A 17,369-nucleotide genomic window follows, 5' to 3' on the forward strand; every position below is an offset into this window, starting at 1 on the left:
TCACACTCCGAAGTAGGCGCGGGTGACGGCGGCCCGGGACACGTCGCCGGCCGCGGCTTCCAGCGCGACCCGGCCCTCCAGCAGGCACTGGACCCGGTCGGCCGCGGCCAGGGCCTGGTTGACGTCCTGCTCGACCAGGAGAACCGTGGTGCCGGCCGCGGTGATGGCCGGCAGCACGGCGTACAGCTGCTTCACCACGATCGGGGCGAGGCCGAGCGACACCTCGTCGAGCAGCAGCAGCCGGGGATCGCTCATCAGGGCGCGGCCGATCGCCACGGCCTGCTGCTCGCCGCCGGAGAGCAGCCCGGCACCGCGCCGGCGCAGTGCCACCAGGTGCGGAAACAACTCGTAGATCCGGTCCGGCCGAGCCTTGGCCAGACCGGCGCCGATCAGCAGGTTCTCCTCGACGGTCAGGCTGGGGAACAGCCGGCGGCCCTCGGGGACCAGGGCGATGCCGAGCGGGGCACGGCGGTGCGCGGGCAGCCCGGTGATGTCGCGGCCGTCGAAGCGGATCCGGCCGCGACCGGGCCGCAGCAGACCGGCGATCGTCTTCAGCAGGGTCGACTTGCCGGCGCCGTTCGCGCCGATCACCGCGAGCGTCTCGCCGGCCTCGACGGTCACGTCCACCCCGAACAGCGCCTGCGCGTCGCCGTAGCGCACGTCCAGATCCTCGACGGTCAGCAGCGCGGTCATCCGGCGATGCCTTCCTCGAGCTCCTCGCCGAGATAGACCTCCCGCACCTCCCGGCTGCCCAGCACGGCCGATGGTTCACCGTGCGCGATGACCCGGCCGGTCGCCAGGCAGAGCAACTCGTCGACCACCTCGACCAGGGCGTGCACGATGTGCTCGATCCAGATCACGGCCAGGCCCGCACCGCGCAGGCCGATCACCGTGTCGATGAGGATCCGCAGTTCCGGCTCGGTCAGGCCGCCGCCGATCTCGTCGAGCAGCAGCACGCTCGGGCCGGTGGCGAGCGCCCGGGCCAGTTCCAGGCGCTTGCGGTCGAGCAGCGGCAGCCGGCCGGCCCGTTCGTTCGCGTACTTCCGCAGGCCGGTCCGGTCGAGGGCGGCAGAAGCCGCCCGATATGCCGCGGTGCGTCGCAGGCCGCCGCCCGCGCCCGCCGCGACCAGCGCGTTCTCGAAGACGGTCAGGTCGGTGAAGGGGCGCGGCACCTGATGGGTACGGCCGATGCCCAGCCGGCAGCGTTCGTCGGCGGACCGGGCCGTGACGTCCCGGCCGTCGAGCGTGACGGTCCCGGCCTCGGGCCGCAGTGCCCCGCTGATCAGGTTGAGCAGGGTGGACTTGCCGGCCCCGTTCGGACCCACCACCCCGAGGGCCCGGCCGGCGTCGAGCCGGAACGAGATGTCGTCGGCCACCAGCAGCGGCCCGAACCGCCGCCGTAACCCGTCGACGACCAGCGTCGTCACAGCGGCTGGACCTGTCCGGCCACCGGCACCGCCGTCTTCAGCGGATTACTGACGACGACCAGGTCGTAGGGGTACGTCGTGCCCTTCCGCCACTGGCCCCCGACCAGCGGCGTCTTGGCGACGTTGGGAACCGGGCCGGCCGTCCAGTCCAGCGAGCCCACCACGGTGTCCAGCTTGAGGGATTTGAGGGCGTTGGCGACGGCCTGACGATCGGTGGACCCGGCCGTCGCCACCGCCTTGGCGGCCACCTCGAACAGGGCGTGCACGAAACCGATCGGCTGCGTCCACTGCTTCTTGGTGGAGGCGGTGAAGGCCTCGGCGAGCTGGGCCGCCGTCTGCCCGGTCAGCGAGCTGGTGAAGGGATGGGTCGGCGACCACCACACCTCGGTACCGAGGTTCTGCCCGAGATCGCCGAGCGCCTCGATGGTCGACGGGAACAGCAACGCCTTCGCGATCGTCGCGATCCTCGGCCGGTAACCCTGCTGGGCGGCCTGCTTCCAGAAATTGGTGAAGTCGGGCGGCACCACCACGCCCAGCAGGATGTCCGCGCCGCCCTGCTTGAAGCGGGCGATCTGCGCCGAGTAGTCCTGGGTGCCGACCGCGAACCGGCCCGGGTCGACGATCGAGTAACCGTTCGTGGCGACGGCCGGCGGGAACCCGGTCTTCGGGTCGCCCCAGGCGTTGCCGTCGGGGTCGTTCGGGAAGAGCCCGCCGGCCTTCTTGCCGGCCCCAGCCGCCGCCCACATGTCCTGGTAGACGGCCTCAACGTCCTCGAGACCCCAGAAGAAGTGGTACGTCCAGGTGAAGCTCTTGCCACCCACCGCCCCGCCGCGGCCGAGGAACCACGGCTGCCAGGGCGCGACCGTGGATATGCACGGCACCCCGTTCGCCTCGCACTGGTCGGCCACCGGGTTGGTGATGTCCGGGGTGGACGACACCAGCATCAGGTCGACCTTGTCCGACAGGATCAGGTCGCTGGCCACCGTGCCGGCCCGCTTCGAGTCCGACTGGGCATCCTTGACCAGCACCTCGACCGTGAGGTCCTGCCCACCGACGCGCAGCGGGTTCTTGGCGAACCACTCCTTGACCGCCCCGACCACGTACGTGTCGGCCTCACCGAACGGGGCCAGCGCGCCGGTCTGCGGGGTGACGTAGCCGAGCTTCAGGGTGCCGGTCGAACCGGTCGACTCACTGCGTTTGATGCCGCTGCTACAGGCACCGGTGCCGGCCAGCCCGGCCAGTCCCGCCGCGGTGAGGAAGGTCCGTCGTTTCATCGCGTCTCCGCTCCACTGCCGCACCTGTGGTCCACGTCACCGGCGTGCTCAGTGTTGCGGGGCGACTCAGGTCCCGAGCAAGGCCGGGACGCCAAGACGGCGGAAATCCGAAGGTGTGGCGGAATCGACGAACTTGCTCAGTGCGGGCGCTCCTCCCGGGCGAGCAGGGCGACCAGGAAGTCGGCGCCGGGGTGGAAGGGACGCAGGTCCCAGGTGCTCAGCAGCACCTCGGGGCGCAGACCGGCGGTGGCCGCGTCCTCGAAGAAGTCGTGGAACTCGTAGTTGCGGGCGGCGCCGAAGCCGATCGCGGCGCGACCGCCGACGGCCAGGTGGGCGGCGAAGTTGCGCAGGACCTCGGTGCGGGTGGACGGGTCCAGGAAGGTCATCACGTTGCCGGCGCAGACGATCACGTCGAAGCCCGGCGGTTCCAGTTTCACCTCGGCCAGGTCGCCGACCAGCCAGGTGGCGCCGGGATGGTCGGCCCGCGCGGCGGCGATGAGTTCCGGGTCGATGTCGACGCCGGTCACGTCGTGGCCCGCCGCCGCGAGGTGGCCGCCCACCCGGCCCGGACCGCAGCCGGCGTCGAGGATCCGGCTGCCGCGCGGCACCATCGCGTCGATCAGGCGGGCCTCCCCGGCCAGGTCGTCGCCGCGCTCGGCCATGTCCCGGAACCGCTTGATGTACCACTGCGAGTGGCCCGGGTCGGCGGCGGTGCGCTGCAGCCAGAGGTTGTCGTTGCTCATGCCTCAATCTTCTCCCGAGGCGAAAGACCTCGTTCGGGGTGTCGGGTGGATGATCCACGGCGGGTCCGGGTAAGGAAGAACCCGCGCCGCCACACCACAACGTGAGGATCATCTGTGACCGACGAACCGCTGTACACGAAGCTGGGCTTCACCGACGCCGAATGGGGCCTGCTGGTCGGGCTGCCGCAGTCGGTGCTCACCGCGGCCAGCGTCGCGACCCCCGACAGCGCCCGCAAGACCCGGCACGAGAGCGAGGCCGGCATCGACGTGATCTCGGACGCCCGCGCGTCGGCCAGCACCCTGGTCGCGGCGGTCGCCGCCCAGCTGCTCTCCGAGGTCGGCGACCCCGAACTGGGCGAGGAAGCACCGGTCATCGAACCGAGCGACCCGATCGGGTACGCCGAGGACGTGCTGGGCCGCGCCGCCGAGGCGAACGCCCTGCTCACCGCGAAGGCCGAGCAGGCCGACGCGGAGACCTACAAGCACTGGCTGGTGGAGATCGCCGAATCGGTGGTCGGCGCCGCCTCCACCGGCGGTGTGCTCGGCCTCGGCGGCGAGAACGTCACCGACGACGAGCGGGCCTTCCGCGACGACCTGGCGAAGGCTCTCTCCGACTAGGCTGCGACGGGTGAGCGTCGACGAGTACGCCCAGGCCAGGCCGTCGGCCGCGCTGCTGCCGTACGTCGGTTTCTACTCCGGCTACCGGCAGCGCGGCCTGGCGCCGGCCACCCATCGGGGCCTTCCCTCGCCGTACCTCACCGTGGTTTTCACCATGGACGACCCGCTGGACGTGGCCGCCCACCCCGACCCCCGCCAGACGCCCGGCCGGTACGCCGCGCTGATCGGCGGCCTGCACCTGCGCCCGGCATTGCTCACCCACCCCGGACGGCAGTCCGGGGTGCAGGTGGCGCTGCGGCCGCTGGGGTGCCGGGCCCTGTTCGGGCTGCCCGCCGCGGAGCTGGGGGGCATCGACGTGGATGCCGCCGCCGTGCTGGGCGCGCCGATCGTGGCCGAGATCCGCGACCGCCTGTGTTCGGCGTCCTCCTGGCCGGCCCGTTTCGCGGCGATCGACGACGTGCTGGGCCGGCGCCTGTTCCCGGTCGCGGTGGCGCCGGAGATCCGGCACGCGTGCTACCGGCTGCTCGGCGGCGGCGCGGCCCGGTCGGTCGCCGACGTCGCCGGCGAGGTCGGCTGGAGCCCGCGCTATCTCACCGACCGGTTCCGCGCCGAGATCGGCCTTCGGCCCAAGGAGGCCGCGCGGATCGCCCGATTCGACCGCGCCCGCCGTTCGCTGAGCCCCTCGACCCGACTGGCCGACGTGGCCGCCGCGCACGGCTACGCCGATCAGTCCCACCTGGTCCGCGACTTCCGGGCGTTCGCCGGTTGCACGCCGACGCGGTGGGTGGCCGACGAGTTCGGTTTTGTCCAAGCCACCGCGCGACTGATGACCGAGGATCGGGAGCATGAGCGACTCACCACCACCCCAGGTCTGGCCGACGCTGCGGGCCGATGACGCCCGCGCCCTGATCCGCTTCCTGGTCGAGGCGTTCGGCTTCGAGGAGGCCGTCGTCTACGGCGAGGGCGACCGGGTCGACCACGCCCAGCTGTCCTGGCCGCTCGGCGGCGGCATCATGCTGGGCTCCGCCCACGACCGCGGCCCGGACGACAAGTGGTCCCTGCGCCCCGGCACGTTCGGCGCCTACGTGGTCACCGACGACGTCGACGCCCTGCACGAGCGGGCCGCCCGGGCCGGCGCCGAGATCATCCAGCCGCCGCAGGAGACCGACTACGGCTCCCGCGAGTTCGCGGCCCGCGACCCGGAGGGCAACCTGTGGTCGTTCGGCACCTACCGGGGCTCACTCCCGCCGAAGTAGGCCCTGCTCGAACGCCGCGGCCACGGCGGCCGCCCGATCGCGTACGCCTAATTTCGCGTACGCGTGCAGTAAGTGGGTTTTGACCGTCGCCTCGCTGATGAAAAGCTGGGCGGCCGCCTCGCGGTTGCTGTTGCCCCGCGCGATCAGCGTGAGCACCTCGATCTCCCGCTGGCTCAGCGGTTCCTTGGCCGGCGAGCGCAGCGAGCCCATGAGCTTGCCGGCCACCGCCGGCGACAGCACCGACTCGCCTCGGTGGGCCGCCGTGACCGCCCGGAACAACTCCTCCCGCGGTGTGTCCTTGAGGAGGTAGCCGGTCGCGCCGGCCTTGATCGCGGGCAGCACGTCCCGGTCGGTGTCGTAGGTGGTGAGCACCAGCACCCGGGCCGTCGAGCCCTGTTCGCGCAGTGCCACGATCGCGCTGACCCCGTCCATCTCGGGCATCCGCAGGTCCATCAGCACCACGTCGGGGCTGACCGCCCGGGCGACGGCCAGCGCTTCCTTGCCGTTGCCGGCCTCGCCCAGCACCCGGAAGCGGTCGTCGCCGGCGAACATGCCGCGCAGTCCATCCCGCACCACCGGATGGTCGTCGACGATCAGCAGGCCGATCACGCGGTAACCCCCATCGTGATGGCCGGCACGCAGGCCGACACGGCGGTGCCGCCGCCCGGTTCGGACTCGACCGCCAGGGTCCCGGCGATGCGCAGGATCCGTTCCCGCATCGCGGCGAGGCCGAAGGACGAGGTGTTTCGCGGTGCGGCCGGGTCGAAACCGGTGCCGTCGTCGCGTACGTCCAGCGTCACCACGTCCTCCATGTAGGACAGGGTCAGCGCGACCCGGCCCGCTTCGGCGTGCCGGGCCACGTTGGCCAGGGCCTCCTGTGCGGTGCGCAGCAGCGTCGTCTCGATCTCGGGCAGCAGCGGGCGGGGCGTCCCGGTGGTGATCAGTGCGGCCTGCACCCCGTTGAGCGCGGACCAGCCGGTGACGACCTCGTCGATCGCCTCGGGCAGCGCCGACGCCTCCAGGGTCTGCGGGCGCAGCGCCTGCACCGAGCGGCGGGCCTCGGCCAGGCTTTCCCGGGCGAGGCCCTTGGCGGTGCCGAGGTGGCGGCGCCAGGCGGCCGGGTCGGTGGCGGCCGCGTCGGCCGCCTCCAGCTGGGTGACGATGCCGGTCAGGCCCTGGGCCAGCACGTCGTGGATCTCGCCGGCCATCCGCTGCCGTTCGTCGTGCACACCGGCCTCGCGGGCCTGGGCCAGCAGCTGGGCGTGCAGGCCGGCGTTCTCCCGGAGGGCTTCCTCCAGGCGGGCGTTCGCCTCGGCCAGCTGCTCGATCATCTCGGCCCGCTTCTCCGACTGCTCGTCGGTCATCGTCGACAGGTACGTCATGGCGTTCGCGATGACCAGGTTGAACAGCAGAACCACCGAGAAGTAGCCCCACGAGTCCGGGTCGTCGATCGCCTGGAAACCGTTGGCCTGGGAGACCGCGGTGGCGAACGCGACCAGGGTGCCGCCGATCATCCGGTCGCGCTTGCCCCGCAGGGCGTAGGCGGTGAACAGATAGCCGGTCCAGGCGAAGAACCCGAACAGCGGGCTGGACCAGACCAGCAGGTAGATCAGGACCACCTGGACGGCGAAGAAGATCGTCATCCGGCGGTGGTCGAGTTCCCAGGCCGGGTGCAGGGTCACCCACCAGAGCATCCAGGCCGCGGTCACCGTCACCAGCACCGCGATCACCGGGTAGGGCAGATGCGCGGTGCCGGCCGGCACGAGCGCCGTGGAACAGGCCAGCGCACCGTACGGCACGTAGGTCAGCAAACGACGCCACTTGTCCAGCCGGCGCATCGTCACCCTTTCAGGACCAGCGGAACAGGCGGGAAGCCGCCAGCCCGAACACGACCAGGTAACCCACCAGCACGGTAGCCGACAGCGCGCTGGGCCAGTGGCCCGTCATCGCCTCGTGCACCGCGCGCTCGCCGGCGCCGAGCGGGGTGAAGTCGCTGATCCGCTGCAGCACGTCCGGCATCACCTCGCGCGGCGTCCACAGCCCGGCGAAGAACATCAGCGGGAAGAACAGCAGCGTGCCGATCGAGTTGCCGGCCTTGCCGGTGGGCACCAGGGCCGCGATGAACAGCCCGATCGAGAAGACACCCAGCGCGGAGAGGAGGAACGCGACCACGAAACCGGCGAACTGCGCCGGCAGCGGCACGTCGAAGAGGATCCGGCCGGCCGCGAGCGCCAGCGTCACCGACACCACCGCGGTGAGCAGGGCGGCGGCGAGTTGCGCCGCGAGGAGCAGGACCGGGCGTACCGGGGTGGTGCCGAGCCGCCGGAGAATGCCCTTCTCCCGGTAGGTGGCGAGCACCATCGGCACGACCTGCAGGCCCAGCATGGCCAGGGTCAGCAGCACCGAGATGCCGACGTAGACGTCGATGACCCGGATGCCGCCCAGGTCGTCCGACGGTTCCCGGAAGGCCGGGATGCTGCCCAGGATCACCACCAGGATGGTCGGGAAGAGCAGCGTGAAGAAGGCCGTCACCGGTTCGCGGGCGTTCAGCTTCAGCTCGGTCATGGTCAGTTTGGCGAAGACGCTCATGGTCACTCCGTCCCGTCCCGGCCGGTCAGCCGGACGAACGCGTCGTCCAGGCTGGCCTGCTCGATCCGCAGGTCGTTGGCGATGATCTGGTGGGTGGCGAGCAGCGAGGTGACCGCGTGCAGCAGGTTGCCGGTGCCGATGACCTCGAGCTGGCTGCCGTGGTGGCGCACCTCGCGCACCTCACCGAGCTGGGCGAACAGGGCATCGTCGAGCGGCGCCGACGGCCGGAAGCGGATGGTCTGCTCGACGGCGATCCCGGCGACCAGGCCGGCCGGGGTGTCGAGGGCGACGACCTGGCCGCGGTCGATCACGGCGATCCGGTCGCAGAGCCGCTCGGCCTCCTCCATGAAGTGGGTGACCAGCACGATCGTGACGCCGGTGTCCCGGATCGACTCGATCAGGGCCCAGGTGTCCCGGCGGGCCTGCGGGTCGAGACCGGTGGTCAGCTCGTCGAGGATCGCGATCTTCGGGTTGCCGATCAGGGCGAGCGCGATCGAGAGGCGCTGCTTCTGGCCGCCGGAGAGTTTCGCGTACCGGGTGCCGAGTTTCTCGCTGAGGCCGAGCTCCCGGGTCAGCGCCCGCCAGTCGGCCGGTTCGGGATAGAAGGCGCTGTAGAGCTCGAGCGCCTCCCGCACGGTGAGTTTCTCCGGGAGCTGCGACTCCTGGAGCTGGACACCGACGAGCCGGCGCAGCTCCGGGTCGCGCGGCTCGCGGCCGAGCACCCTGATCGTGCCGTCGTCCGGGGTGCGCAGACCGGCCACACACTCGATCGTGGTGGTCTTGCCGGCGCCGTTCGGGCCGAGGATGCCGAAGATCTCACCACTCTCGACGGTGAGCGAGACATCCCGCACCGCGACCGTGTCCCCGTAATGCTTCCGCAGATGATTGACCTCGATGACTGCCATGCATCGAGCGTCACATCAGCGCGGCCGCGGCGAATCGACCACCGGGCGAGCCTTCCGATCCACCGGTTGGTGGATGCGGGACTACGCCATCGCCTCGTTCGTCTCGCTCGGGTCGGGGCTGCTGCCTCGCCGTAGTCCGGCGACGGCCGAGTAGACCGAGCCGACCTGGGAGGCCACCCGCCGCCAGGAGTATGCCTGGCGGGCCCGGTCGAGCGCGGCGGTCGCGTACGCGAACCGGCGGACCTTGTCGTTGACCAGCCGGCGCAGCGCACCGCCGAGCGCCCGGGGGTCACGGGCCGGCACGAGATCACCGGTGAGCCCGTCGACCACGGTCTCGGTGAGGCCGCCCACCGAGGTGCCCACGATCGGCACCCCGCAGGCCATCGCCTCGAGCGCGGACGACTCCAGGTCGTCCTGCCAGGGCGCGGCCACCAGGACGTCGGCCGAGCGGTACCAGCTCGGCATGTCCGCCGCCGGCACCCGGCCGACCAGCCGGAACCGGTCGGCGACGTGCAGTTTCTCGGCGAGGGCGCGCAGCTTGCGGGCGCCGGGGTCGGCGGGCAGCGCGTCGGCGGCGGGACCACCGACGACCACCACCTCGGCGCCGGGCACCCAGCGCATGGCCTCGATGACGTCACCGAAGCCCTTGCGCTCGACCAGCCGGCCGACCGAGAGGATGCGGGGGCGGGCCGGGTCGCGTTCGACGGCCGGGCCCTCGGGGGTGAAGCGTTCGCTGTCGACCCCGGCCGGGACCACCGTGAGCTGCGCCCGGGGCACCCCGATCCGCACGAGTCCGCGCACTTCGTCCTGGGTCTGCACGACCACCCGGTCGACGGCCCGGCCGAGCGCCCGTTCGTAACCGGCTCGCGACGGTTTGCCGTCCGGTGCCGCGGTGGCCTCGCCCAGCTCGTGGAACGACTGCACCACCGGGATGCCGAGCTGGCGGGCCGCGGTGACCGCGGCCAGGCCGCTGGTCCAGAAGTGGGCGTGCACGACCTCGGGTGTCCAGCCGCCGTTGCGCCAGCGGTCCTCGAGCCACCGGGCGAACTCCCCCATGTACGGCAGGAGGAGGTCGGGCGGCACGACGTGGGTGGGGCCGGCCGGCACGTGCACGACCCGGATGCCGCCCGGCGTGCTGACCTCGTCGGCCACCACCGGGTCGTCCCGGCGCGTATAAACACGCACCTCGTGACCCTGTTCGGCGAGGGCGGCGGACAGGTCGGCGACATGGGTCTGCTGGCCGCCGTCGCCCAAGGGGCTGGCGTGCTCAGAAATCATCGCGATGCGCACGTGGTCCCTCCGGTCGGGCTGCGGTACGCGGTGCAGTTGCCCCTAGCCCAAATCCGTAAACATCAGCAGCCTATCTCCCGGTCTTACCCTAGAACCCCGCGATGAGCTGCGGAGATCACCGCGCGGTAGACCGATCCGGCGATCCGGCGGTCGCGGGCGAGGGCCGCGCGGGCCGCGTTCGCACCGGGCGCGCCGTGCACGCCGCCGCCCGGGTGCGCCGACGAACCGGCCAGGAACAGCCGGTCCACCGGGGTGTCGGCGCGGCCCAGGCCGGGCACCGGGCGCAGGAACAGCTGCTGGAACGCGGCCGAGGTGCCGCCGCCGAGCGAGCCGCCGACCAGCGACGGATTTTCCCGTTCGAGGCCGGCCGGGGAGAAGACGTTGCGCCCGGCGACCAGGCCACCGAAGCCGGGTGCGTGCTCCTCGACCACCGCCTCCATCCGCGCGACGTGCTCCTCGATCTCGCCGGCGGCCCAGTGCTCCCGGTGCGGCAGGTGGGTGTAGGCCCAGGCCGACTCGGTGCCGGGTGGCGAGTGCCGGGGGTCGGCCGTGGTCATCTGGCCGAACAGCAGGAACGGCTTGTCCGGCACCGTGTCGGTAGCCAGTTCGGCGGAGTAGCGGGTCAGGCCGTTGAGGTCGGCGCCGAGGTGCACCGTGCCGGCACCGGCCGCCGCCGGGTTCCGCCACGGGATCTTGCCCCGTACCGCCCAGTCGATCTTCACGGTGGCGCCGTCCCAGCGGAAGTGGGTGAGATCGTCGACCATGCGCGGCGGCAACCAGCGCTCCCCGACCAGGTCGAGGTAGAGGGCGGGCGCCGGCACGTCGGCGAGCACCGCGCGACGGGCCCGCAGATCCTGGCCGCCCGCGGTCCGCACCCCCATCGCCCGGCCGCGGGCGATCAGCACCCGTTCCACCGGAGCGTCGTAGATGATCTCTCCGCCGCGCGCGGTCAGCCGGTCCACCAGCGCGTCGGTGATCCGCTGGGCGCCACCGGCCGGGACCGGCCAGCCGACCTCCTGGCCGAGCATGGCGAGCAGCCAGCCGTAGACGCCGCCGCCGGCCTCTTCCGGCGAGAGATCGGTGTGCAGCGCGCAGCCCGCCAGGGCGAGGGTCGCGCCTTCGCCGCGGAAGAGCTCACTGCCGAGCTGGCGGACCGAGAGCACGAGCCGCCGCGCCATCCGGACCGCGCCGGGCACCTTCAGGCGGCCGAGGAGAGCGGCACCGGCCCGCACCGGCGGAAAGGGCCGGAGCACCGCCTCCACCAGCGGCCCGGAGATGCCGCGCCACTCCTCGTAGGCGGATCGCCAGCGCTCCCCGTCACCCGGTGCGAACTGCTCCATCGACGCCATCGTGACCGAGATGTCGCGATTTACGGTGGCGGCCCGGCCGTCCGGCAGCAGGTGCGTGAAGACGTCCGGTGCATGTCGCCAGTCCAGCCCCAGATCGAGGTCACGCAGGACCGGGGAGGCGATCCCCAGCGGGTAGAACGAACTGAACAGATCACTTAAATACCCAGGTGCGGTGATAAATCCGGAACGCACCGCACCGCCCGGCCGCGGGGTGGCCTCGACCACCACCACCGACCACCCGGCATCGGCCAGCAGATTGGCGGCGACCAGGCCGTTGTGCCCGGCACCGACCACGATCGCATCGACTGTGACTTTCATCGACCCTCGCCTCGTTTAGCACTGGATCACCCGGGCACGTCCTGAACAACACCACAGCAAGGAAGGGATGCACCCATGACTACCGTGACCGAGTCCGTTGACGTCGATGTACCCGTGCGTACCGCGTACAACCAGTGGACCCAGTTCGAGGAATTCCCCCGGTTCATGGACGGCGTCCAGGAGATCCGCCAGCTCGACGAGACGCACCTGCACTGGAAGACCGAGATCGCCGGCGTCAAGCGCGAGTTCGACGCCGAGATCACCGAGCAGCTCCCCGACGAGCGGGTGGCCTGGAAGGCGACCGACGGCGAGAAGCAGGCCGGCGTGGTGACCTTCCACCGCCTCGACGACACCCACACCCGGCTCACCGTCCAGATGGACTTCGAGCCGGAGGGCGTGGTCGAGAAGACCGGCGCCGCGCTCGGCGTCGTCGACCACCGGGTCAAGGGCGACCTGCGGCGCTTCAAGGAGTTCATCGAGGACCGCGACGGCACCGAGACCGGTTCGTGGCGCGGCCAGGTCGACCGCCCGGGCATCTGACCGGGTTGATCACTCGCCGACGGGGGTAGCTTGACGCCATGACGCATCCGACAGACGACGGCGTGTGGCGCGACGAGGAAAAGCTCCCGCTGGCCGAGCTCGACAAGGCGATGGCCACCTGGGACACCGACGGCCAGAACGACCCGTCGGACAACGAGACCGGCGCGGAACCGACCGACGACGAGCCCAGCACCACCGGCCACACCGGTCCGAACTAAACCAAAATTAATAATACGGGCATCGAAACGGTCCCGTAGCTACAGCGGGACCTGACTGCCACATCGGCCGGTCACCGGGCTTCCGGCCCGGCGACCGGCCGGGTGCGTCTCAGCCCACGGTCTGGAACGAGCGCTTGGCGAACCCCATCATGTAGCCCTCGATCGCCGTGCGCACCGGCGCCTCCGGGTCGGTTGCGGCGCCCAGCGTGACGAACAGCGGCGGGTACATCGCCATCAGCGGGACCCACGCGCCGTGATCGAGCTCGTAGGTCATCGAGTAGTAGCTCGGGTGGAAGCCGCCGAAGTCGTAGACCAGCGGGGTGTGCGCCGCGGCCGACGACAGCATCAGCGGCGCGCTCTCCCAGTGCGCCGAGACAGGAACTCGTCGTAGGCGCCCGCGGGGACCGCCGGATTGAAGAGAGAACTCATGAGTCGGCCTTCCGGGAGGGGCAGGACTCGCTGGGCGCGACCACCCGCATGATGCGGCGGCCGATCTCGCCGAGCTGCCGCTGCTGCGCCTTGGTGAGGGGGTCGAACACGAACTGGCGCACGGCCTCGACGTGCCCCGGCGCGGTCGCGACGACCTTGTCCCAGCCCTCGTCGGTCAGGATCGCCAGGGTGTAGCGGCCGTCGGCCGGGTCGGGGGTGCGGCGCACCCAGCCGCGTTTCTCCAGCCGCGAGACGACCTGGGACAGCCGGGGCAGCGAACCCTCGGCGACCACCGCGAGCTCGCTCATCCGCATCGTGCGCTCCGGCTGCATCGACAGGCCGGAGAGCACCAGGTATTCGAAGTGGGTGACACCGGCGTCGCGCTGCAACTGGGCGTCGAGCGCGCCGGGCAGCCGCATCAGGACGCCGGCCAGAGCCATCCAGGTCTCCTGCTCATCGGCCCCCAGCCAGCGCGGTTCGCTCTCCATACCCGCCATCGTAGCTTAACGTGTGAAGTTACGATCACTTGCGCCGTGAAGTCATTGTCGCGTAGGTTGCGCTTCACTCATCAAGTCCTGGAGGACCTGTGAACGTCGTCTTGTGGATCATCGCGGGCCTGCTCGCCCTGGCTTTCCTCGCCGCCGGCGTGATGAAGCTGCTGCAGCCCAAGTCCAAGCTGGTCGAGTCCGGGATGGGCTGGGCCACCGACGTCAGCGACAGCACGATCAAGCTGATCGGTGCCGCCGAGGTGCTCGCCGCGATCGGGCTGATCCTGCCGGCCGCGTTCGACATCGCCCCGATCCTGGTGCCGCTGGCCGCGCTCGGCCTGGTCATCATCATGATCGGCGCGATCGTGGTGCACGTGCGCCGCAAGGAGAACCAGATGGCCGCCGCCAACGTGGTGCTGCTGATCCTGGCGGCCGTGGTGGTCTGGGGCCGGTTCGGGCCCTACTCCTTCTGACGCGTGCGCAACGTCAGGGTGCCGATCGGGGCGAGCGCCCTGATCGCGTACCGTCCGGAAGCCGCCGGCCGGCCCAGGGTCTGCCAGACGGTTCCCGGCGGGGCGGCCGGCCCGCCGGGCCAGGCCGCGGCGCCCTGATCGAGTTGCAGCCGCAGCGGCGTGCCCGCCTCGGCCGTCACGGTCGCGCTGCCCACTCCCCCGCCCAGCGTGATCGGCACCGCGCCGTCCGGTTCCGGCAGGTTCAGCTCCACCAGGCCGGAGGCACCCAGGTCGAGCCGGGAGATCCGGCCTCGCCGCAGGTCCAGCTGCTGCTCACCGGCCCCCGCGGGCAGGCTGATCTGCCAGCGCACCTCCCGGTTCAGCACGATGCGCACCTCGTCCGGGCCGTCCCCGCCGGTCGGCAGCAGCGACACCCCGACCCGGCCGCCCGCTCCGGTGACCCGGGGCGTGAGCCCGGAGTCGGCCGGCGTGCTGATCCGGTAGAGCAGGCCGGGCAGGGTCGCCAGCACCACCCGGATCCGGGACGCCGCGTTCCGGACGGTGAGATAGCCACCGGTCCGGCCCAGCCGGGCCGCGGCGACGACGTGATCGCCCCCCGGCGGCGGTTGCACCGGGACGGGTTTTCGGTTCATACATCCGGACACGGCGCTGAGCAGCGACAATGCGACGATGAGGCGAATCATTGAGCCGCATGGACGCAAGGCAGGGGGCACCATCGGACAACGGAGAATCGGCCGAACGGGTGACGGCGATCCGTCCGGATCGAGACAAACTTTCCGAATGCGATCTGCCGGTTTCCTGTCCGAAAGTCAGCGCCGCCTCGCTTGGGTCGGCTTCCTGCTGGCCGCCTTCCAGGCGCCACTGGCCGCCAAGTTCGTCGACGACGCGTCCTGGCTCTTCGCCGTCGTGGTCGCCATGGTCGTCGCGACCGTGATCCTCGCCGACGACGTCGAGCGCCGCCGCCCGGAAGCGGTCGAGGAGGGCTGACCGGGCCTAGCAGGCCTCGTGTCCCGGCCGCCCGTGGGTGCGCCGGTGCTCCTTCAGCTCCGCCTCGTAGAGATGACGGCGGCCCTGTGCCAACTCGTCCCGGGCCGCCTTCTCGAGCGCGCGAAGCTCCGACCAGTACCCGTCGTCGTACTCCTCGACCAGCTGAAACGTCCAGTGGCCGGGGGTGACGTTGCGCCCGATCAGCTCCCGCTGGATGCGGCCCGCCAACTCCTCGTGGCCGGCCTGCATGAACAGCGACACCGCCTCGTCCAGCTGGAAGTCGGCCGTGCCGGTGAGCTGGTGCATCGAGTAGAGGTGGCCGCGGGCCCGCTCGGTCGTCTCGAGCGCCTCACTCAGCTTGCCCAGCGCCTGCACCGTCAGGTCGTCGAGCCCGTCCGGCCGCCGGTGCGCCTCATCCGGCCCGTCGTCGCGCATGCCCCCGCCTCCTGAATCCTCAACCAAGCTGCACCGTTGGGGAGAACCGTTCACTACCCCGGGCTCCGTAACTTTTCCCTCATGAATGGCCTGTTCAGCGGCGCCGCCGCCCGTGCTGCCCTCCGTTCCGCCAACGCCTGCCTCGCCGAGCTGCACGACACCGTGGGAGTCAGCGGCCTCGCCGCCGCCGACACCAACCCGGGTCTGATGGCACTCGTCGACCAGCACGCCGCCGGCGTCCGCGACAGCCTCTCGGCGGACACCCGCCCGCTGACCGCGGTGCTGCTGGCCGCGTACGCCGAGGGCGTACGCGACGCCGCCTTCACCCACGGCTGGCGCCCGCCGGTCGGCCCGCTCGACTGGGCGGCCAACGACTGGGTCATGCAGCGCCTGCTGGCGGTCTGCTCCCTCGCCCGCACCCTGCCCACGGCCAACTGACCTAACCACCACCGCTACAGGCTTACCGTCACACCGGGGCCGGCGCCAGGTTTTCCTGGCGCCGGCCCCTCTCCTATTTCCGGGCCCTGTGCAGCTATTTCCGATCCTTGCGCGGCGGTTCGGTCTCGCCGGGCGTCTCGTCGAGCGGCGGGATCACCTGGGTCGAGTCGCTGCCGATGACCACGGCGTTCGGCCCTGGGTTGACGATCGTGGTGTCGGCGGTGTCCGAGCTGATCACCGTGGTGCTGTCCGGATCGTCGTCCCGGTCGAACCCGGGCACCACGTGCGGTCGATCATCCACCGCCTCCAGGTCGACCGTGGTGTCGGTCACCCGCCGCGGCCGTCCCTGCCGCGGCGGCGGAATCACCTGGGTCTCGTCCGCCACCGCAGAGCCCGCTTCCCGATAGATGTCATCGGTGGTGGCCGCCCCCGGCCCGGTGTCGGCCACGACCTGCGTCACCGCCGAGTCGTCCCGCACCACCTGTGTCTCGGCGGCGTCCCGGCCGACCGTACCGGTCACCGCCTGGGTGGTCTCGGCCATCCGGGCCGCCTCGTGCCGGGCCTCTTCGGCCCGGCGAGCCTCGTCCGCCCGCCGGCGCTCCTCCGCGAGCCGCTTCTCCTCGGCCTGCCAGGCCTCCTGCGCCCGCCCGGCCTCCTCGGCCCGCCGCTTCTCCTCGGTCTTGCGGGTCTCCTCCGCCCGGGCCTCCTCGGCATGGCGCACTTCCTCGGCCCGCCGGGCCTCGGCAACCCGCTCCTCCTCCGCCTTGCGGGCCTCGTCGGCAACGCGCCGCTCCTCCGCGTACGCCTTCGCGTGCTCGCGGATCACCGACGATTCGGCCCCGGCCCGCTCCAGCCAGGTCTCCCAGCGCTGCTGCATCGGCCGGATCAGCCCACCGCCGACGCCGACGATCACCACTCCGGCGACCATCGCGAGCACCGCGATGAGCAGCGGCTGGGTCACCGAGGTCGCGATCCGCACCTGGTCCAGCGCGGCGATCACGCCGAGCGCGACGATCACGACGGCGACCACCCGGGCGACCAGCCGCCCGTAGGCGAGCCCACCCAGCGCGCTGACGATCAGGTCGTGCACGGCTCCGGCGATCGCCGCGGCCACCACCACGATCACGATCGCCACGAAGGCCCGCGGCAGCCAGGCGATCAGCGCCGTGAGCAGGTCGCTGACCGGGTTCGGTCCCCAGATCCCGAAGGCGAGCTGCAGCGCGAACAGCAGCACCGCGTAGAAGACGATCTTCGCGCACAGGTCGGTGGCGCTGATCCCGCCGCCCCGCAGCGCCCGCCCGACCGCACCGCGCGACACGGCCCGATCGAAGCCGGCCCGGCGCAGGCCCTTGGCCACCACGGTCCGCAACAGTCGCGCCACGATGTAGCCGACCACCAGGATCACGACAAAGGCCAGCGCGGCAGGCAGGAACAACAGCACCGATCGCCACATGTCGCTGAGCCCTTGGCCCAGCCCGTTCCCGGTCATCACACACTCCCATGGTTTCCGGCAGCTCGGCGTCCGCCAGCACTGCGACCATAGGACGAAACGAACGATTCCGCCCGTCGAGGCACCCCGTCCTCCGGACGGT

23 protein-coding genes are annotated in these 17,369 nt (G+C 71.6%); 8 read left to right on the forward strand and 15 right to left on the reverse strand.

The window, feature by feature from the left end; all coding sequences use genetic code 11:
- The 4 genes from Ato02nite_RS09950 to Ato02nite_RS09965 all read right to left on the reverse strand — a co-directional run bounded on the left by Ato02nite_RS09950 (window position 1) and on the right by Ato02nite_RS09965 (window position 3,444).
- On the reverse strand, window positions 1-693 hold the full coding sequence (locus tag Ato02nite_RS09950) for an ABC transporter ATP-binding protein (protein WP_213006140.1): 693 nt from the start codon (window positions 691-693) through the stop codon (window positions 1-3).
- Window positions 690-1,427 (reverse strand): ABC transporter ATP-binding protein, encoded by a 738-nt coding sequence (locus tag Ato02nite_RS09955; RefSeq protein WP_213006141.1) that lies wholly within the window; start codon window positions 1,425-1,427, stop codon window positions 690-692. The genes Ato02nite_RS09950 and Ato02nite_RS09955 overlap by 4 nt, the downstream gene beginning before the upstream one ends.
- Window positions 1,424-2,701: an ABC transporter substrate-binding protein gene (locus Ato02nite_RS09960; protein ID WP_213006142.1), complete on the reverse strand. Its 1,278-nt coding sequence runs from the start codon at window positions 2,699-2,701 to the stop codon at window positions 1,424-1,426. The genes Ato02nite_RS09955 and Ato02nite_RS09960 overlap by 4 nt, the downstream gene beginning before the upstream one ends.
- A gap of 137 nt (window positions 2,702-2,838) precedes the next feature.
- A complete protein-coding gene (locus tag Ato02nite_RS09965) occupies window positions 2,839-3,444 on the reverse strand; it encodes a class I SAM-dependent methyltransferase (protein ID WP_213006143.1) in 606 nt (201 codons plus the stop codon).
- A 114-nt stretch (window positions 3,445-3,558) separates the two neighbouring features.
- On the opposite strand from Ato02nite_RS09965, the gene Ato02nite_RS09970 reads away from it, so the two are divergent.
- Genes Ato02nite_RS09970 through Ato02nite_RS09980 form a run of 3 tightly spaced genes read left to right on the forward strand, consistent with a single transcriptional unit; the run spans window position 3,559 to window position 5,318 of the window.
- Window positions 3,559-4,062, forward strand: a complete 504-nt coding sequence (locus Ato02nite_RS09970) for a hypothetical protein (RefSeq protein WP_213006144.1) — start codon at window positions 3,559-3,561, stop codon at window positions 4,060-4,062.
- Between the two features lie 10 nt (window positions 4,063-4,072).
- Window positions 4,073-4,957 (forward strand): helix-turn-helix domain-containing protein, encoded by an 885-nt coding sequence (locus Ato02nite_RS09975; RefSeq protein WP_213006145.1) that lies wholly within the window; start codon window positions 4,073-4,075, stop codon window positions 4,955-4,957.
- Window positions 4,908-5,318 (forward strand): VOC family protein, encoded by a 411-nt coding sequence (locus Ato02nite_RS09980; protein ID WP_213006146.1) that lies wholly within the window; start codon window positions 4,908-4,910, stop codon window positions 5,316-5,318. Before Ato02nite_RS09975 ends, Ato02nite_RS09980 begins: the two co-directional genes overlap by 50 nt.
- Here the strand turns inward: Ato02nite_RS09980 and Ato02nite_RS09985 are convergent.
- The 6 genes from Ato02nite_RS09985 to Ato02nite_RS10010 form a co-directional block, all read right to left on the reverse strand.
- Window positions 5,301-5,927, reverse strand: coding sequence for a response regulator (locus Ato02nite_RS09985; RefSeq protein ID WP_213006147.1), 627 nt, complete (start codon window positions 5,925-5,927; stop codon window positions 5,301-5,303). The genes Ato02nite_RS09980 and Ato02nite_RS09985 overlap by 18 nt on opposite strands.
- The gene (locus tag Ato02nite_RS09990) at window positions 5,924-7,156 is read right to left on the reverse strand and encodes a sensor histidine kinase (RefSeq protein WP_213006207.1); all 1,233 of its coding nucleotides are present in this window, start codon (window positions 7,154-7,156) and stop codon (window positions 5,924-5,926) included. Before Ato02nite_RS09990 ends, Ato02nite_RS09985 begins: the two co-directional genes overlap by 4 nt.
- A 10-nt stretch (window positions 7,157-7,166) precedes the next feature.
- Complete coding sequence (locus tag Ato02nite_RS09995) at window positions 7,167-7,907, reverse strand: ABC transporter permease (protein WP_213006148.1); 741 nt, start codon at window positions 7,905-7,907, stop codon at window positions 7,167-7,169.
- Window positions 7,908-7,909: 2 nt separating this feature from the next.
- Entirely contained in the window at window positions 7,910-8,812 is a 903-nt protein-coding gene (locus tag Ato02nite_RS10000) for an ABC transporter ATP-binding protein (RefSeq protein ID WP_213006149.1), read from the reverse strand.
- Between the two features lie 81 nt (window positions 8,813-8,893).
- On the reverse strand, window positions 8,894-10,102 hold the full coding sequence (locus Ato02nite_RS10005) for a glycosyltransferase (RefSeq protein ID WP_213006150.1): 1,209 nt from the start codon (window positions 10,100-10,102) through the stop codon (window positions 8,894-8,896).
- Between the two features lie 83 nt (window positions 10,103-10,185).
- Window positions 10,186-11,769, reverse strand: a complete 1,584-nt coding sequence (locus Ato02nite_RS10010) for a phytoene desaturase family protein (RefSeq protein ID WP_213006151.1) — start codon at window positions 11,767-11,769, stop codon at window positions 10,186-10,188.
- A 75-nt stretch (window positions 11,770-11,844) separates the two neighbouring features.
- Here Ato02nite_RS10010 and Ato02nite_RS10015 point away from each other — a divergent pair, with 75 nt between their 5' ends.
- Both Ato02nite_RS10015 and Ato02nite_RS10020 read left to right on the forward strand, forming a co-directional pair.
- Window positions 11,845-12,309: an SRPBCC family protein gene (locus Ato02nite_RS10015; RefSeq protein ID WP_213006152.1), complete on the forward strand. Its 465-nt coding sequence runs from the start codon at window positions 11,845-11,847 to the stop codon at window positions 12,307-12,309.
- 38 nt (window positions 12,310-12,347) lie between these two features.
- Window positions 12,348-12,527, forward strand: coding sequence for a hypothetical protein (locus Ato02nite_RS10020; protein WP_213006153.1), 180 nt, complete (start codon window positions 12,348-12,350; stop codon window positions 12,525-12,527).
- A 109-nt stretch (window positions 12,528-12,636) separates the two neighbouring features.
- Here the strand turns inward: Ato02nite_RS10020 and Ato02nite_RS10025 are convergent, their stop codons facing one another.
- A complete protein-coding gene (locus Ato02nite_RS10025; RefSeq protein ID WP_213006154.1) occupies window positions 12,637-12,873 on the reverse strand; it encodes a hypothetical protein in 237 nt (78 codons plus the stop codon).
- Window positions 12,874-12,952: 79 nt separating this feature from the next.
- Window positions 12,953-13,444, reverse strand: a complete 492-nt coding sequence (locus Ato02nite_RS10030) for a MarR family winged helix-turn-helix transcriptional regulator (RefSeq protein ID WP_213006155.1) — start codon at window positions 13,442-13,444, stop codon at window positions 12,953-12,955.
- A gap of 98 nt (window positions 13,445-13,542) precedes the next feature.
- On the opposite strand from Ato02nite_RS10030, the gene Ato02nite_RS10035 reads away from it, so the two are divergent.
- Window positions 13,543-13,917, forward strand: a complete 375-nt coding sequence (locus tag Ato02nite_RS10035; protein WP_213006156.1) for a DoxX family protein — start codon at window positions 13,543-13,545, stop codon at window positions 13,915-13,917.
- On the opposite strand, the gene Ato02nite_RS10040 is transcribed toward Ato02nite_RS10035, so the two are convergent.
- The gene (locus tag Ato02nite_RS10040) at window positions 13,905-14,600 is read right to left on the reverse strand and encodes a toast rack family protein (protein WP_246606412.1); all 696 of its coding nucleotides are present in this window, start codon (window positions 14,598-14,600) and stop codon (window positions 13,905-13,907) included. The two genes, Ato02nite_RS10035 and Ato02nite_RS10040, sit on opposite strands and share 13 nt — an antisense overlap.
- Before the next feature lie 97 nt (window positions 14,601-14,697).
- On the opposite strand from Ato02nite_RS10040, the gene Ato02nite_RS10045 reads away from it, so the two are divergent.
- Window positions 14,698-14,904: a hypothetical protein gene (locus Ato02nite_RS10045; RefSeq protein ID WP_213006157.1), complete on the forward strand. Its 207-nt coding sequence runs from the start codon at window positions 14,698-14,700 to the stop codon at window positions 14,902-14,904.
- 6 nt (window positions 14,905-14,910) lie between these two features.
- On the opposite strand, the gene Ato02nite_RS10050 is transcribed toward Ato02nite_RS10045, so the two are convergent.
- On the reverse strand, window positions 14,911-15,339 hold the full coding sequence (locus tag Ato02nite_RS10050) for a hypothetical protein (protein WP_213006158.1): 429 nt from the start codon (window positions 15,337-15,339) through the stop codon (window positions 14,911-14,913).
- A gap of 81 nt (window positions 15,340-15,420) precedes the next feature.
- On the opposite strand from Ato02nite_RS10050, the gene Ato02nite_RS10055 reads away from it, so the two are divergent.
- Window positions 15,421-15,777: a DUF6401 family natural product biosynthesis protein gene (locus Ato02nite_RS10055; RefSeq protein WP_213006159.1), complete on the forward strand. Its 357-nt coding sequence runs from the start codon at window positions 15,421-15,423 to the stop codon at window positions 15,775-15,777.
- A 94-nt stretch (window positions 15,778-15,871) separates the two neighbouring features.
- Here Ato02nite_RS10055 and Ato02nite_RS10060 read toward each other — a convergent pair whose 3' ends face one another.
- Entirely contained in the window at window positions 15,872-17,266 is a 1,395-nt protein-coding gene (locus Ato02nite_RS10060; protein WP_246606413.1) for a mechanosensitive ion channel family protein, read from the reverse strand.
- Between the last annotated feature and the right edge of the window lie 103 nt (window positions 17,267-17,369).

It is taken from the genome of Paractinoplanes toevensis (genome assembly GCF_018332695.1).
GTDB classification, from domain to species: Bacteria; Actinomycetota; Actinomycetes; order Mycobacteriales; family Micromonosporaceae; genus Actinoplanes; species Actinoplanes toevensis.